Origin of the sequence: Bacillus sp. AFS098217, assembly GCF_002551815.1 — a bacterium.
Classification (GTDB): domain Bacteria; phylum Bacillota; class Bacilli; order Bacillales; family Bacillaceae_G; genus Bacillus_A.
Genome location: NZ_NVPR01000168.1, coordinates 1 through 15,818, shown reverse-complemented (window position 1 = coordinate 15,818; position 15,818 = coordinate 1). Strand labels below are relative to the sequence as shown.

The window sequence follows — 15,818 nt, the reverse complement described above, 5'->3', positions numbered from 1 at the left end:
ATTGAATTGAGAAAAAGACAATTTCAAATCCCTCCTTCTTATTTCTTCTTTTTCACTATAATAAAAAAAGAAAAAGGAAAACATCGAACTTTCTTACAAACATTCATGCATTCTTACAGTTTTGTCATTTTTCTCGTCATTTTGTAAATGTAATCATCGCCTTGCCTTTCGCTATTTTCTTTGGAAAACATGGTGAATTACGAGAAAGAGCGCTACAAGATCAACTTTAAAGAAGTAGTGCACTGAACCTCTTAATTAATGTAATTAGTGTGTGGAATACTATTTATTTAAGTGAAGCAATAAAAGCTTTGAAGAAAAAAGAACAATTTGATGAAGAACTATTGTATAGTGATAATAAAGTTATTGAATTTTGATTAAAAAAGATAAGAGCCTTACTACATTCTATATGCAGCAAGGCTCTTTAAAGTTGTTTCAAATTATATCCATCTGCTTATGTAATGCTTAAAAAATGAATAATAAAGTTGTTTACTTCTTATTGAACTAACGCCCCCGTTAGTTTAAGTGTAACTCTTCACAATTATTTCATATTATATAGGTGAATAGAAAGATAAATTAGAATTTAGTTTATAGTTATAAAAATAAGTTATTTATACCCTTATAATTCTTCAAAAAGGAGAGTGTATGAAAAAGACTATTGTTTTTGTATTAACGATATTTATATTATTCTCAGGATTCGCAACAAAAAGTTATGCGTTGTCAGATTCGAAATCTGTGGCAATACAAGCATTGCTAGATGATGCCTGTCGTACATCAGGTGTGCCTGGAATGTCAATCTCAATACTTGCTGATGGTGAAGTGTTCTACTTTTCTTCTGGGTATGCAGATCTTGAAAAGGGATTGTCTGCAAGTGAAAATACACTCTATGAGTTGGCCTCGGTGAGTAAAGCTTTTACTGGTATGGGGATTTTGCTATTGGAAGAGCAAGGGCTGCTATCAATGACTGACCCTATCCAAAAATATTTACCTTGGTTTACGTTAAAGTATCAAGGTAAACCTGTTGATATGCAAAACCTTACACTAAATAACTTTCTTCACCATACCAGCGGCCTAACAAATATTAGACATATTCAAAATATTCCACAAGGTAATACGCCTGATATGTTGCAAAAGACTGTGGAAACGCTGGTAGATGCAGAATTGGCGTTCTCTCCCGGTGAACAATATAACTATGGAACCGTTAATTATGACGTATTGGGTTTGGTTATTGAGATTGTATCACGACAAAGCTATGAAGACTTTATGAAGGAACAGGTATTTCTACCCTTAGGTCTTCACCAGACGTATGTTTATAAAGAAGATGCTCAAGCCACTGGACAGTTAGCACAGGGCTACCGTTCTTCCTTTTTTATAACAACTCCATTTAACGCTCCGGATTATGCTGGGAATAAACCTGCCGGCTATATCATTTCTAATACAAAAGATATGGCGCGTTGGATGGGCATACAGATGGGTATCGTGCAGGACATACCCGAAATATTTCACAGGGCCATCGAAAAATCACATAGGGGTGATATGTCTGTTTCGGCTGTCAATGATATGTATTATGCGGCAGGTTGGTCGGTAAACGCCGAACAAACGTTTATAGAACACACTGGGGGTAATCCAAATTTTAGTACCGAAGTAGCCATACTGCCAAATGAAAGAACAGCCATCTGCTTACTGAGCAACGGCGCAAATACCAATATAAACCTGGTACTAAAAGTTAAAAATATATTAAACGGCAATCTAGCTCAGTCATATGAGATAAGCGGCACACAGCTTTTGGACATCATTTTGTCGTCTACCACAATTATTCTTTGTCTATTAGCCGTTCTGTTATTTTTCTTAGGATTAAGAAAAAGGAAAACGAATGAGCAGCAGCCAATGACAAAAAAGAGAACAATCGTAACAATTATTTTCCTAATCGCTACGATTGCCCAGTGTATAATGTTTTTTGCCTTCGATTGGTCAACGATACTTATTTGGCAAACATATAGTGTTCTTACAGCTTTAATTTCGTCAACATTATTAACAGCAAGCATTACTTGGTTTGTATATACTCACCGATTAGATGCCTCGGTCCGAAAATAAGTATAATATTAAGTAAATAAATCCTAATTTATCGATATTCTTAATTTAAAAAACAGAAGACACCTCGGTGTCTTCTTTAATGTCATCGACACTTCTCCTAGTTAAACCCACTTGCTATTTCTTTCACTAACCTGCCTCGTTAGTAGAAGAAGGATTTTTAAACAACTATATTATTTTTTAAATGACTTTATTGTAAATTAAACAACTTTATTATCTCTGTACAACTATTAAAACATAGTTCTCCAGTAGGGTGGGAACGCATTAACTTTCTAGGAGAATACCGAATTAGCAAAAGAGAAAGTGCGCCAGTAGACTCTCTACGACCACTACAGACAACTAAACCGTAAGAAGCTGAGGATCTCATAGCGTACGAAATTCGGCTACCCCTAAAAAAGGAAATCATTCTTTTCTTATTGCGCTAACGGGTACGTTATAAGTAAAAGGTTGTCACATATTAGTCATGACTAATATGTGACAACCTTTAATTTTTATGACTTTTTACGATTTAGGTCTTGATAAACTTTCATTTGATATTCTTGGCATCACTCAAGAATATACAAATTCACTTCAACACACCGCTTAAAAAAATAAGTATGTTGAAGTCTTATTTGAGTATGTCCAAATATAGAAACTTGTATTCTATATCTAACAAAAATACTCCAGATGNNCATCTGGAGTATTTTTGTTAACTTGATGGCTATGGCCACATTATGGCACCTCTTTTATATGTAAGGAATACTAGAAGAAGCCTACCTTCTAGTCTATTCCCATTTATAAGTCCAAAACTGCTCCATTTGTAACCATTTTAACGTTGCAGCATCTTTATTTTTCAGCTTCACTTCTGTTTCTTCAAGCATCGCTTCCGTTTGAGAACGATGTGCACGTAAAGCTGCTAACTTTTGATCAAATGCTTCGCTAATGTTATTCACCACATCGGGTTCACCTAATACTTCTTCACGATTTTTCGTAATTGCAACAGCGTGAATAACCGGACGCGTTTCTTTTGGCATACGTGATACTGCACGAACTGTAGCACGACCAAATGCATCATGGTCTGGGTGAACACCATGTTCTGGATAGAATGTAATAATTCTTGATGGCTGTACATCGCGAATTACCGCTTCAATTTTATCTGCTACAAAATCTACATCTTCAAACTCTAACGTTTTATCATGAAAACCAAGCATTCTTAAATCTGTAACGCCCATTGCTTCACATGCATCTTTTAATTCCTTTTCACGGATACTTGGAATTGTTTCACGGTTTGCAAATACACCTTTCCCCATGTTACGTCCCATTTGTCCAAGGGTTCCACATGCATAGGTTACAGGTACTCCTTGTCTTGTTAATAAACTAATTGTTCCTCCTGCTGCATAGGATTCATCATCTGGATGCGGAAATACAACAAGTACATGTCTCTCCATACGTTTCCCTCCTTCTTATTTAAATGGCGTTAAGCTTAATTCAAGTGCTACTGCTAAACGACCTTTATTATCGTGCCCTGCTAGTAATAAACGATCTTGCTCGTCTACTTCCCAATGTGTAATGCCTTCAGCATATACCCAGCCATGATTCATTTTGAGACCAACTCGGTATGGATTTGTTCCGGTTATTTTCCCGCGCTCAAAACGGATAATTGCATTGCGAATGAATGCTCCGACTGTCATCATTTTTTCATTAATATGTGAAGCATATGCTCCATTTGTCGTTTCTAAATGAATATATACATCTTTATTTACAAAACGTTCGATTTCATGTTGAATAACAGCGCTATCTTTTACTATTTCCATCGGATTTCACCTCTTCAAACCATTTTACGCAAAAATAATGTAAATTGCTATCTCTATATTAGAGGACAATGCTCACTTTGCATAATAATTTGCACTTTGTTTTTTATTTTCTGTTACGGTATGTGAAATTTTATTCTTCCTCTCTATTGTAAATAGTTTTCTTTCTTTTTTGAATTTGCTACAATAGAGTTTATGCGGAGGGATGCATTTCGACAATTTAATACATATTTTAAAGAAGGTGACATGTTGGAACATTCAGCACATGAAGTAGCAAATTGGCAATATTATTTTGCAATTGCCGTATTTTTAGTGACATATGGATTTATTATTTCCGAGAAATTGAACCGTGCTGTAATTGCACTGTTCGGTGCTGCCATTATGATTATTTTTGGAATTGTAGACTTACATACTGCCTTTACATCACATATTCAATGGGAAACGATTACCCTTTTAATTGGAATGATGATTCTCGTACATATTACGAGCCAATCTGGTGTATTTGAATATGTAGCTATTAAAGCAGCAAAAGCAGCAGGCGGAAAGCCCATTCGAATTTTATTATTTCTATCCCTATTAACCGCTGTCGGCTCTGCATTTTTAGATAACGTAACGACTGTTTTATTAATTGTTCCTGTTACATTATCTATCACGCGTATTTTAAAGGTACAACCTGTTCCCTATTTGATTTCTGAAGTATTATTTTCAAATATTGGTGGTACCGCAACGCTAATTGGTGATCCTCCAAATATTATGATTGGATCTGCTAATAAACATTTAGATTTTAATGCTTTTTTACTTAATTTAACTCCAATTGTAATTATTATTTCTGTTGTTACATTAGGCATTATTTATTTTATGTATCGCAACAAATTAAAAACAACACCTGAACAAATTGCCAAGCTTATGGCCTTAAATGAAAAAGACTATATTCGTGATCGAAGCCTACTCCTAAAATCTCTTTCTATTTTAGGACTGACAATTCTCGGGTTTGTTCTTCATTCGATTATTCATGTGGATGCGGCAGTTATTGCGATGACTGGTGCTACACTTCTTATGTTAATCGGCGTGAAACAACATGAATTAGAAGATGTATTCGCTCATGTAGAATGGGTAACAATTTTCTTCTTCGCTGGATTATTTGTTCTTGTTGGCGGATTGATTGATATCGGCCTTATTTCTTCACTTGCGAAAAAAGTGATTGACGTAACAAATGGCGATATCGGTTTTGCAGCAGTTCTCATCTTATGGGTATCTGGCGCGGCATCAGCTACTATTGATAATATTCCATTTGTCGCAACGATGATTCCACTTATTCAAGATTTAGCATCAGGACTTGGACTTTCTGCTGATTCCCCTCAAATTGAAGTACTATGGTGGGCATTATCACTTGGCGCTTGCTTAGGAGGGAACGGAACGTTAATCGGAGCATCAGCAAACGTAGTTGTTGCAGGTATCGCTAACCGCGAAGGACATGGATTTTCTTACCTTGACTTCTTAAAAATTGGCTTACCGTTAACGATCGTTGCATTATTATTATCACATGCTTATATATATTTACGTTATTTAATGTAAAAAGGTTTGCAGCATATTGCTGCAAACCTTTTTTATCACCAAAATATCCCGATAATTGCTAATGCTCCTAAAATAATACCACCAATTTGTCCAACAATTGCTGGTGACAATTGAACACCTTTTTTCACTTCAACAATCGGCCTTTCATGCCGAAGCTGTTGAACCTCACTTTGCAATTGATGCATACTGCCATGTAATTCTTTTACAAGTTCTTTTAACTCTGCTATCTCTTCATTTACTGGTTTTGGCTTTTCTAAATTCATCTGACAAGACTCCTTATTTTAATCCATATGTTGTAAAAATTCGCCATCTGTTCTATCTTATCCTGCTCAATATATGCATTTTATTGAATATGCTTATCTCGCTATTTGTGGACAGTACAGCAAAGAAGGTAGCTAGGAAATCAAATGCCCGTAAAAACTCAATTGGTGCAGGCTGATAACCAGTAGAGGATGAATCCCCTACTGTTAAAGTTTTACTTTATGTCAAAGAATTTACCTTACCATATACAAAAAAGATAAAATCGTGTATCTAATAAATTATTTTTGAATCTTCATCCATTCATTCTGTAATATCCCCATTATAATACGGTCAAATTTCTTTCCATCTCGTTGAACAGCTTCTCTCATACATCCCTCCATCTTAAAGCCAACCTTTTCATACGCTTTAATGGCAGGCTGATTATATGAAATAACATCAAGACCTACACGATGTAAGTTCAATTCGTGAAAAGCATATTTCAGAATAAGGCGTAATCCTTCTGTACCATATCCCTTACCTCTATAATTCTGATCACCTATGCCAATTGCTAATAAACCAGCTCTATTATTCCACTCTATACTATGCAGTGCCACAAAACCAATTAGGATATCTTCTTGAATTGTTCTTAACATGAACGAAACACCGTTTGATTTTCGGCCCTTTAATAGCTCATACTCCTTTATTTCATGTAAAGATTGTGGAATTGCAGCGTCCGTATCTACATTTCTTAAATACTCACTATCTTCTTGCCAAATAGCCATTTGCTCAACATCTTCCGCTCTAATTGCTGATAATTTAATATTTTCGCCTACAAAAAGATTATTCATTGTAGTGTTCATTTTAAAGATCCCCCTTTTCAATTATGGGGATAGTTTTGTAATTTACTAGACCTATCTATCCCCGTGCCCCATCGTCTTCAGTAATAGTGGGGTACTTACAATAAGCGATAGCATTGGCACATCTCCCTTTAATAAGTTTGCACTCATTATATATTTTTCTGAGTATTTAATCAAAAAGGAATTGTAAAAAAGACCCTCCAAATTGAAGAGTCTCATTTTATATAAGTATATCTAAGTCCATTATTTTGCGAACAACTTTTCCACTTCATCCATTGCCATTTTATTTTCTAAAGCCGAAAGCTCTTTGTCTATTAAACTTTTCCTTTTAAAAAAATTATAGTATAGTAAATTATCATCGAATTTTTCAGATAAAAAAACACCCATCATACAGAAGGAGAAACAATGTTTTATATCAAGCAACTTCTTTTCTTTACCTATCAACAAGCTTTATCCTGTGTTTTTCCAGTAGTCATTTTTATCACCCTTGCCGGTTCAAAACTCATCCTGATTCCAGGGCTATATCGTTATGATTTCATCCTTATTGTTTGTCTTCTTGCTCAATATATTATGTACAAAACTCGTCTAGAAACAAAAGATGAGCTTAAGGTGATTGCTGTCTTTCATCTCATTGGGCTTTTATTAGAAATATATAAAGTTCACTTTGGCTCATGGAGTTATCCTGAAGAAGCATATTCAAAAGTTTTTGGTGTCCCACTTTATAGCGGATTTATGTACGCTAGTGTCGCTAGTTATATATGCCAAGCATGGCGAAGATTACATTTACAAATGCAGAACTGGCCTAGGGCGATATGGACAATACCACTAGGAGCCATGATTTATTTCAACTTTTTTACACACCACTTCCTATATGACTTTCGCTGGGTTTTAACTATCCTTTTATTCATTGTCTTTTTTCGTACTTTTGTACAATTTTCTGTACAAGAAGTTACATATAAAATGCCACTTGTACTTTCATTTTTCCTTATTGGATTTTTCATTTGGATTGCTGAAAACATCGCTACGTTTTTTGGCGCATGGCAATATCCCAATCAACGAGAAGCTTGGAGCCTTGTTCACATCGGCAAGATTAGTTCATGGTTTTTACTCGTTGTAATCAGTATTATGATTGTGGCGCAGCTTAAACATTTTAAAGATAATGAAAACAAGCCAACTTCAATATCATAAGTTGGCTTGTTACATTTTGCTTCCCTATAAAGTGAAACTTTAATCAGTGGGGACTTTCTTCATCCCCCACCGATTATTAGCCCGCAAATGACAGAATAAATATTTCGTCGCTCAATACACTTTACCAAATGACGCCCTTGTTACATCTATGAATTGCTGTAATGGTGATGTGATCCATTTATCTTTATGCCAAGCAATTTGTGTAAAAATAGGAGTGATTGTATTCTCGAAAACCAACTCCTTCATTGTACCTTCTTGTATATCTTTTTCTACAACCATTGCTGGTAAAATCGCTATCCCTAGGCCTGCAATTACACATTGCTTAATTGCTTCCACACTAACAAACTCAATTTTATTTATAGGATATACGTCTTCTGTACGGAATAAATCTTCAAATATAGTACGATATGAACAGCCAAGCTCTGTTAGTAAAAGTGTTTCGTTTTCTAAGTCTTTTATGGAAACCGTAGTTTTCTCAAGTAAAGGATAATTAGGAAAAACAACTATTTTTAATTCCTCTTGAATCAAAGACTCTACATGCAAAACATCTTCTGTTTTACATTCGTCTAAAATAAAGGCTAAGTCCAATTTCCCTTCCATTAATTGTTCTTTCGCATCCTTATTTGAATGAGCTGGTTTAAATATAAGCTTTATTTGAGGGAACTTTGCCTTAAACTCTTTTAAAATGAAAGGAAGTCGATATGTACATTGGCTTTCTTGTGCTCCAATTAGTAGCGTACCTGATATTTCCTCATCATCTTTCACAGCCATTTTAGCCTCATAACTTAACGCTATCATCTTATCCGCATATAACTGAAACTTCCGCCCTGCTTCAGTCAAAAAAAGACGTTTCCCCAATCGTTCGAACAATGGTGTTCCTAGCTCAGCTTCCAATGCTTTTATTTGAGCTGTCACACTTGACTGAGCAAAATTCAATATTTTCGCAGTCTGCGTAAAATTCAAATTTTCCGCTGCCGTTTTAAATGTAATTAATTGTTTTATTTCCAATATCTTTTCCTCCTTCCAATCGATATTTTCGATTGATTCCATCGAAATAATCTTCTTTTTCTATTGATATATGTATTGTATGATAAGAAACATTAACAAACAATATTGACGTACGTTACAAATTGGAGGTATTCCATATGAAAGCACTTTGTTTCGAAGCATTCGGAAATGCTGATGTATTAAAATATCAAGAAGTTCCAGACCCAATTATAAAACCAAAGGAGATTCTTGTTCGTACAAAAGCGATTGGCTTAAATTTTGCTGATATATATAGACGTAGAGGTGACTATCATCTTGCTGGTAAACCACCTTATATATTAGGGTATGAAGGATCAGGGATTGTAGAGCGTGTTGGTAATGAAGTTTCTAATATTAATGTTGGCGATCGTGTTGCATTTGCTGATGTCCCGTTCGCAAATGCCGAATTAGTAACTGTTCCAAAAGAAAAAGTGATTCCACTACCTGATCCTATTTCTTTCAATACAGCCTCTTCTGTTTTATTACAAGGTTTAACGGCTCATTATTTAACAAAAGATAGCTATAAAATAAAAGAAGGCGATGTTATTTTAGTGCATGCAGCAGCTGGTGGAGTTGGCCAACTTCTCGTGCAAATGATTAAACTGCAAGGTGGAAAAGTTATCGGTCTTACTTCATCAAAAGAAAAAGCAAACGTAGCTTATTCAGCTGGAGCAGACTATGTATTATTATATACAGAAGCATGGTGTGAAAAAGCACTGAAAATCACAAAAGGGCTTGGGGTTGACGCTGTATATGAATCAGTAGGTTCTACATTAGAAGAAAGTTTCAAGGCTACAAGAATCGGTGGGACAGTTGTATTTTACGGAATGGCTGGTGGCAATCCTGCCCCTATTGACCCCCGAATGCTAATGGATACTTCGAAAACTTTAACTGGCGGCGATCTTTGGAATGTACTCACAACGTATGAAGAACGAAAAAAACGTTCACAGCAACTATTTGATTGGATTACCGCTGGAAAATTAAATATCAAAAACCCAACTACTTTCTCTTTAAAAAATGGTGCTGACGCACATCGATTATTGGAAAGTCGAAAAAGTACAGGGAAAATTTTATTGATACCGTGATCATTTCGGATAAGAAACCTGAATCAAAAAAGGGCAGCTAGAAGAGTTCTTCTAGCTGCCCCTTTGTTCAATTCTATTCAGAAAAAGCTTCTGAATATCGAACGACTCCTTGTATATCTCGAAGATCATGATCCGTTAACTCCATAGCCATAAATGCTTCATTTAAAAATGCTTGTTTTACAACCTCTTCTGCCCTTTTATAATCTTTCTCAAGTTCTTGTCTAATCTTTATATTCATAGCATCTCATCCCCTATTCTTTCTTATTTCTTTTTGAATTTTACGAAGTGCTTTTTTCGATCCCCGCTCTATATCATGCTGCATTTTCCGCTCTTTATAATCCATAAATAATGTATCTAAATCGTACCCTTCTGGATATAATTCCTTCGCTTGTACCTCTAAAGAAATTCGCTTAACATTTACTTCCATACATTCCCCATTATAAAACACGACAACGTTATGGAAATTATCTTTTTCTTTATATACAACTCCAAAGTCATCATAGTCTAATAATTTCACACGGTCTCCCTTTTCATATTTATATTTCTCTTCTATTTTCTCTTTCACAACTTTAGGTTTTCTTATTCTACTTTCATGCAGTCTCTCTAAACGATATTCTTTATTTTCCATATAACCTTTTGCTCTTTGCAGCACATTTTCTCGTATATTCATTTTTTTTGAAATCCATAGGGCATTACTCTCCCCCGATTTCCCTATCATTAACTTATACATTGGTTCCAATGTTTCACTATTAAATTGCATCGCCGCGTTCATAAAATCACTGTGCATTTCTGAAAAGCGTTTAATTTCACCATAATGAGTAGTCGCAACAGTTATACAACCCATATGATAAAACTCTTCTAAAATAGAAATCGCAAGCGCAGCTCCTTCATTCGGTTCCGTACCGCTGCCGATTTCATCAAATAATAAAAGTGTATTATTACTCGAAGCTCTCATAATTTCCGAAAGATTTTTCATATGCGATGAAAATGTACTCAGTGCATTTTCTATACTTTGATTGTCACCAATATCTACAAAAATATTTCCAAAGATGGCAATCTCCGTTTCCTTATCTGCTGCAATATGAAACCCTGACATTGTTGCTAATGTTACTAAACCTATTGTTTTGAGAACAATCGTTTTCCCACCAGCATTTGGTCCTGTAATAATTAAGCTTCGGTAATTTTGCCCGATTTCAAAGTTTAGTGGTACAACTTCTCCTGATAATAATGGATGTTTGCATTGAACTAATTTTACATATCCATAATCATTTAACCTCGGCTCTATCCCGCCAATATGTTTACTAAACTTCGCTTTTGCAAACACCATGTCATATTGACTAATCAGCTCCATATTAATCTTAATGTTATAAATGTCCTCTAAGATCATTCCCGATAAAGTGGCTAATATTTGATATTCTTCCATCCCTTCTTCAGCTTTTAGGCTCGCTAGTTCCACATTTAATTTTGTAACAGTATTAGGCTCTATAAAAACTGTTGAACCTTTAGAAGAAATTTCAACAATAGTTCCTGCAACTTGATTTTTATAAGAAGCTTTAACCGGAATTGTATAGCGATCATCTTTTTTACTAATAAAGAATTCTTGAATATACTTCTTATTCACACTACTATTTAAAAATTTATTTAACCGTTCTTTAATTTTCCCCTCTACGGAGTCGACATTATTTCGAATTCGTTTTAACTCTTTGCTTGCGGCAGAATCAATACGATTTCCTTTAATTGAAAAATCAATTTCTTCTTCCACACTTTTGAATTCGGACATTGAATTCGCATACGATGCTAGTACTGGTGCGAAAAATTCTTTATCCAGCATAAACTTTTTAACCTTTCGACACCCTCGTAAAAAGTCTGATACACGAACTAGCTCATTTGGATCTAAGATCATGCCTTTCTCAAGTTTTTGAATTGTACTATCGATATTAGAAATCCCGAAAAAAGGTACATGCCCTTCTGCATCTAATATAGCTCGCGCTTCAGTTGTTTCATTCAAACGATTTTTCACTACTTTTATACTTGCGCTTGGCTCCAATTTATTTAACAACTGTTTTCCTAATCCACTCACACAATACGATTTAACTATTTCCTTCAACTCGTTATATTGCAACTTTTCCAAAGTTATTTTATTCAATTTCTATTCTCCTCACTATGATTTACTCACATCATAAATGAAGATACCCACCCATTAGATTCCAATGAGATGTAAATAATTAGATTTTCATGCGATAAAAATAAACACAAGAAAGCTGCGGAGATACCGCAGCTTTTTACATTTACAAGGCATGTGTAATATATAATGAAATAAACCATCAAAAAACACATGGCTACCCCCTAATCATTACACGCTTTATAAAGTATTGTAGGTATCTTCATAGGTTGAAATAAATCCAAGACAAAATTAGGGGTATGAATTATATAAAAATCCCCTGTTCTCATCAGATTTATTTCATTCAATTTTTCCTATTTAGAACCTACCGCACTCACAAAAAGCACCTCTCATTAATTTATAATTATTTCCATTGAAATCTAATTTATTAAAATTATCATACTATATGTTATGAAGGAAGTAAAGGTGCCATACTTTACAATGTTCTTCTAATAAGTCTTGTCATTTTCGACAAGATTTTTTATTTTACAGCAGGGATTTTTTGCAATTTGTTGTATTTCATAGTTATATAGAGAATATACAAAATACATACTTAGAAAGGAAAAAATTATGACAGAATTAAAAAACAGATTAGATGTACCAGATCAAGAAAAATGGGATTTAACGGACATTTATAAAACAATCGGACACTGGGAAAGCGACTGCGAAAAAATTGAAACATTAACAAACACTTTGAAAGATTTTAATGGTAATATCCATGATAGCCATAGTTTACTAGCTTATCTTACAAAAAGTGAAGAAATATCAAGTTTATTAAATTTAGTTTATGCTTATGCAAGACTTCAATCAGACCTTGATACACGCGATACAGAAGCGCAGTCCCTTGTAGACAAAGCATCACAATTACATGTTAAAGTGAGTGCCGCTCGTTCCTTCTTTTCTCCATTTTTACTTAGTATCGATGAGAAAACTTTGCATTCTTATATAGAAGAAAATGAGGGCTTACAATATTATAAAGAAGACTTATTTGAATTATATCGATATAAAAAACATGTCTTAAATAAGGATAAAGAAGAAATCTTATCCCAAATGGGTGAAGCCCTCTCTTCTCCTCAACATACATACGGCATGCTCAACAACGCAGATATTACATTCGGAGAGGTTACAACTGATGATGGAAGTAAAGTGAATTTAACACGCGGAATGTACTCTAAATTAATTAAAGATGAAAATAGAGATAAGAGGAAAGAGGCTTATAAAGCCTACTATCAACCTTATGTTCAACTAAAAAACTCTATCGCTTCCACTTTATCAGCAGCGATAAAAAATAATGTTACCATTTCAAAAATTAGAAATTATCCATCCGCGTTAGAAAAATCCCTATTTGGTGATATGGTTCCAAAGGAAGTATACGATAATTTAATTGATACAACTAAAAAAAATATGACATCTCTACATACGTATAACCATTTACGAAAAGAGAAATTACAACTAAATGAATTAAGACAATATGATTTAAATGTTGATTTAGTAAAAGGTGTGAAACAAGATATTCCATACGATGAAGCATTCGAGATCATGCTTACTTCCCTTTCACCACTCGGTGAAGAATATATTCAAACACTTCGAGGTTTTAAAGATAAACGCTATATAGACGTAAGAGAATTACCTGGTAAACGTTCTGGTGCCTATAATTTTGGCGTATACGGCGTTCATCCTTTCATCCTTTTAAATCATAATGATGACTTAAATAGTCTCTTTACACTTACTCATGAATGCGGGCATGGTATGCATACATACTATTCCCACGGTTTCCAGCCGAGAATTTCCGCTCACTATTCCATTTTTGTAGCTGAAGTTGCTTCTACAGTAAATGAAGTACTATTAATTCATCACTTATTAAAAGAAGCAAAAGATACTGATGTACGTAACCATTTAATTAATCACTTTATTGAGAAATTTAAAGGTACCTTCTTTACACAAGTTATGTTTGCTGAATTTGAAAAGATTACGCACGAAATGGCGCAGCAAGGTAAACCATTAAATGCTCAAGCATTTAATGATGTATATGAAAACTTGTTTAGAGAATACAATGGGGATACACTCGTATTCGATGAAGAAGTAAAATATGGCTGGGCTAGAATCCCACATTTCTATCGACCATTTTACGTTTATAAATATGCTACTGGATTTGCTTCTGCAATCCAAATTGCAGATCAGCTTTTAAGCGGTGATCCTATCGCTCAGCAAAATTATATTGAATTCTTAAAAGGCGGTAGTTCAGATTATCCACTTAATCTTTTAAAGAAAACAGGTGTAGATTTAACAACACCAAAACCAATCGAAAGCGCATTAGGTCGTTTTGATAAACTAGTTGAAGAATTTTCGTCACTTTAACAAAAAAACCTCTACAATGTAGAGGTTTTTTTAAGCTGATTTTCCTTCTAATAAATCTTTTGCCATCTTTCGAAATTCCTGATTAAATGCATCAGTCATTCCGTTTTGAACGTTAGAGAAAAGAATAACAAAAATTTGTTTATCCCAATTGAAATTATTAAATGTATTCCAGCCAGCTAATACACCATGATTATGGTAGTAATCTGGATAAATATAAAAACTAAAACCATATTTCCTTGCAGGTGATACAGTGAACATATCAGATAAACTTTGTTTGGAAAGAAGCTTTCCGGTCATAATAGCTTGATCTAACCTCTTCATATCTTCTACAGTTGTATACATTTCACCACAACCGTATAGCCAGCTCATTCTTAACTTAGGAGCAGCGACGAATTCATTATCTTTCTTTATATAACTTTCTGCAAAAAATATGTCCGCAGGGAATCTTGCACCCATACCAGATTCACGCATTCCAACAGGCATAAAAATATGTTCTTTTACATATTCAGATAATGGCTGTTTAGAGATTTTTTCTACAATATACGCAAGTACCATATAATTATAATCTGTATATCTCCAACCTGTTCCTGCAGGGAATTCAAGATTTTGCGAGCCGATCCATGTCACTAATTTTAAGCGTGATGCCGCATCCACCTTCCCTTGTCCCTGCTCCGGTAACCCAGATGTATGCGTCAATAAATGTCTTAAAGTAATATTTTTATCCGCTGGAAATGAAGGAATATATTTATTTACATTATCGTCTATATTCAATTTCCCTTTTTCTTGTAACTGCAATATAGATACCGCTACTACTGTCTTAGTGATAGAACCTACACGATATTTTGTTCTTGGTGTTGTTAAGACTTTATCCTCCATATTTGCATAGCCATATCCTTTTCGCAAAATCACATTATTTTTATCCGTCACAAGTACGGTTCCATTAAACCCTTTTTCTTTTAAATATTGATCTAATTTTTTTGCTGCCGCATCATAACGATTTTGCTGATCTATATCTACTTTTGGCGTATCAGTTTCTAGTTTACTATTAGAATCTGAAAAAGCCTTGAAATTCTGCGTTTTATCTTTATTTGTTTGCATGAACACATATACACTTAAACAAAAAATAGCAATAATAAAGAAAACGATTAAATATTTCTTAAACATACAGGAGCCCTCTTTTTATTCAGTTTATACTTGTTACTATCCTCATTATTTTATTCATTTTATCTCTATTCATTTAAAAGAAGACTTTCATTCTATTGAAGGATTATATTTATATATACATTAATTAAAAAACCGACATAAAACCTCTCTTTTTAGGTGGAAGAGAGCATCTGGCCATGCATAGAAGCGGTCAGTGCCTTTTTCTGCCACATGCGAAGTAAAAAACAGAAAGAGCAAACGAGTGTAAGTTCCGTTTTATTCTGCATAGCAGGGAATTTAGATGCCG

At 34.4% G+C, this 15,818-nt stretch carries 13 protein-coding genes and 1 pseudogene; 6 read left to right on the top strand and 8 right to left on the bottom strand.

What is annotated here, in order from left to right; translation table 11 throughout:
* Positions 1 to 158 precede the first annotated feature (158 nt).
* Both COO03_RS27995 and COO03_RS26035 read left to right on the top strand, forming a co-directional pair.
* Positions 159 to 344 (top strand): annotated as a pseudogene (locus COO03_RS27995) (Tn3 family transposase); the annotation flags it as partial.
* Between the two features lie 298 nt (positions 345 to 642).
* Complete coding sequence (locus COO03_RS26035; protein ID WP_002169579.1) at positions 643 to 2,091, top strand: serine hydrolase domain-containing protein; 1,449 nt, start codon at positions 643 to 645, stop codon at positions 2,089 to 2,091.
* Between the two features lie 761 nt (positions 2,092 to 2,852).
* Here the strand turns inward: COO03_RS26035 and bshB2 are convergent.
* Together bshB2 and COO03_RS26025 are read right to left on the bottom strand one after the other, a co-directional pair.
* A complete protein-coding gene (bshB2, locus tag COO03_RS26030) occupies positions 2,853 to 3,515 on the bottom strand; it encodes a bacillithiol biosynthesis deacetylase BshB2 (RefSeq protein ID WP_097899839.1) in 663 nt (220 codons plus the stop codon).
* A 15-nt stretch (positions 3,516 to 3,530) separates the two neighbouring features.
* The gene (locus COO03_RS26025) at positions 3,531 to 3,881 is read right to left on the bottom strand and encodes a YojF family protein (RefSeq protein ID WP_097899838.1); all 351 of its coding nucleotides are present in this window, start codon (positions 3,879 to 3,881) and stop codon (positions 3,531 to 3,533) included.
* 246 nt (positions 3,882 to 4,127) lie between these two features.
* Here COO03_RS26025 and COO03_RS26020 point away from each other — a divergent pair, with 246 nt between their 5' ends.
* Positions 4,128 to 5,453, top strand: coding sequence for an ArsB/NhaD family transporter (locus COO03_RS26020; RefSeq protein ID WP_097899837.1), 1,326 nt, complete (start codon positions 4,128 to 4,130; stop codon positions 5,451 to 5,453).
* Between the two features lie 35 nt (positions 5,454 to 5,488).
* On the opposite strand, the gene COO03_RS26015 is transcribed toward COO03_RS26020, so the two are convergent.
* Positions 5,489 to 5,716: a hypothetical protein gene (locus COO03_RS26015; RefSeq protein WP_097899836.1), complete on the bottom strand. Its 228-nt coding sequence runs from the start codon at positions 5,714 to 5,716 to the stop codon at positions 5,489 to 5,491.
* 276 nt (positions 5,717 to 5,992) lie between these two features.
* Complete coding sequence (locus COO03_RS26010) at positions 5,993 to 6,553, bottom strand: GNAT family N-acetyltransferase (protein ID WP_097899835.1); 561 nt, start codon at positions 6,551 to 6,553, stop codon at positions 5,993 to 5,995.
* A gap of 402 nt (positions 6,554 to 6,955) precedes the next feature.
* Between COO03_RS26010 and COO03_RS26000 the strand changes: the two genes are divergently transcribed.
* Positions 6,956 to 7,738 (top strand): DUF817 domain-containing protein, encoded by a 783-nt coding sequence (locus tag COO03_RS26000; protein ID WP_097899833.1) that lies wholly within the window; start codon positions 6,956 to 6,958, stop codon positions 7,736 to 7,738.
* Between the two features lie 111 nt (positions 7,739 to 7,849).
* On the opposite strand, the gene COO03_RS25995 is transcribed toward COO03_RS26000, so the two are convergent.
* Positions 7,850 to 8,746 (bottom strand): LysR family transcriptional regulator, encoded by an 897-nt coding sequence (locus tag COO03_RS25995; protein ID WP_097899832.1) that lies wholly within the window; start codon positions 8,744 to 8,746, stop codon positions 7,850 to 7,852.
* A gap of 137 nt (positions 8,747 to 8,883) precedes the next feature.
* On the opposite strand from COO03_RS25995, the gene COO03_RS25990 reads away from it, so the two are divergent.
* Complete coding sequence (locus tag COO03_RS25990) at positions 8,884 to 9,849, top strand: quinone oxidoreductase family protein (protein WP_097899831.1); 966 nt, start codon at positions 8,884 to 8,886, stop codon at positions 9,847 to 9,849.
* A gap of 73 nt (positions 9,850 to 9,922) precedes the next feature.
* On the opposite strand, the gene COO03_RS25985 is transcribed toward COO03_RS25990, so the two are convergent.
* Positions 9,923 to 10,087 carry a GNAT family acetyltransferase gene (locus tag COO03_RS25985; protein ID WP_097899830.1) on the bottom strand — a complete coding sequence of 55 codons (165 nt, stop codon included), beginning with the start codon at positions 10,085 to 10,087 and terminating at the stop codon, positions 9,923 to 9,925.
* A 6-nt stretch (positions 10,088 to 10,093) separates the two neighbouring features.
* Positions 10,094 to 11,995: an endonuclease MutS2 gene (locus COO03_RS25980; protein ID WP_097899829.1), complete on the bottom strand. Its 1,902-nt coding sequence runs from the start codon at positions 11,993 to 11,995 to the stop codon at positions 10,094 to 10,096.
* 585 nt (positions 11,996 to 12,580) lie between these two features.
* On the opposite strand from COO03_RS25980, the gene pepF reads away from it, so the two are divergent.
* Entirely contained in the window at positions 12,581 to 14,368 is a 1,788-nt protein-coding gene (gene pepF, locus COO03_RS25975) for an oligoendopeptidase F (RefSeq protein ID WP_097899828.1), read from the top strand.
* 30 nt (positions 14,369 to 14,398) lie between these two features.
* Here the strand turns inward: pepF and COO03_RS25970 are convergent, their stop codons facing one another.
* Entirely contained in the window at positions 14,399 to 15,532 is a 1,134-nt protein-coding gene (locus tag COO03_RS25970) for a serine hydrolase domain-containing protein (protein ID WP_097899827.1), read from the bottom strand.
* Positions 15,533 to 15,818: the final 286 nt, after the last annotated feature.

Bases quoted from the DNA above. Each gene is read 5' to 3' on its own strand.
- COO03_RS26035 (WP_002169579.1), top strand. From the start codon at position 643: ATGAAAAAGACTATTGTTTTTGTATTAACGATATTTATATTATTCTCA.
- bshB2 (WP_097899839.1), bottom strand. From the start codon at position 3,515: ATGGAGAGACATGTACTTGTTGTATTTCCGCATCCAGATGATGAATCC.
- COO03_RS26025 (WP_097899838.1), bottom strand. From the start codon at position 3,881: ATGGAAATAGTAAAAGATAGCGCTGTTATTCAACATGAAATCGAACGT.
- COO03_RS26015 (WP_097899836.1), bottom strand. From the start codon at position 5,716: ATGAATTTAGAAAAGCCAAAACCAGTAAATGAAGAGATAGCAGAGTTA.
- COO03_RS26010 (WP_097899835.1), bottom strand. From the start codon at position 6,553: ATGAACACTACAATGAATAATCTTTTTGTAGGCGAAAATATTAAATTA.
- COO03_RS26000 (WP_097899833.1), top strand. From the start codon at position 6,956: ATGTTTTATATCAAGCAACTTCTTTTCTTTACCTATCAACAAGCTTTA.
- COO03_RS25990 (WP_097899831.1), top strand. From the start codon at position 8,884: ATGAAAGCACTTTGTTTCGAAGCATTCGGAAATGCTGATGTATTAAAA.
- COO03_RS25985 (WP_097899830.1), bottom strand. From the start codon at position 10,087: ATGAATATAAAGATTAGACAAGAACTTGAGAAAGATTATAAAAGGGCA.
- pepF (WP_097899828.1), top strand. From the start codon at position 12,581: ATGACAGAATTAAAAAACAGATTAGATGTACCAGATCAAGAAAAATGG.
- COO03_RS25970 (WP_097899827.1), bottom strand. From the start codon at position 15,532: ATGTTTAAGAAATATTTAATCGTTTTCTTTATTATTGCTATTTTTTGT.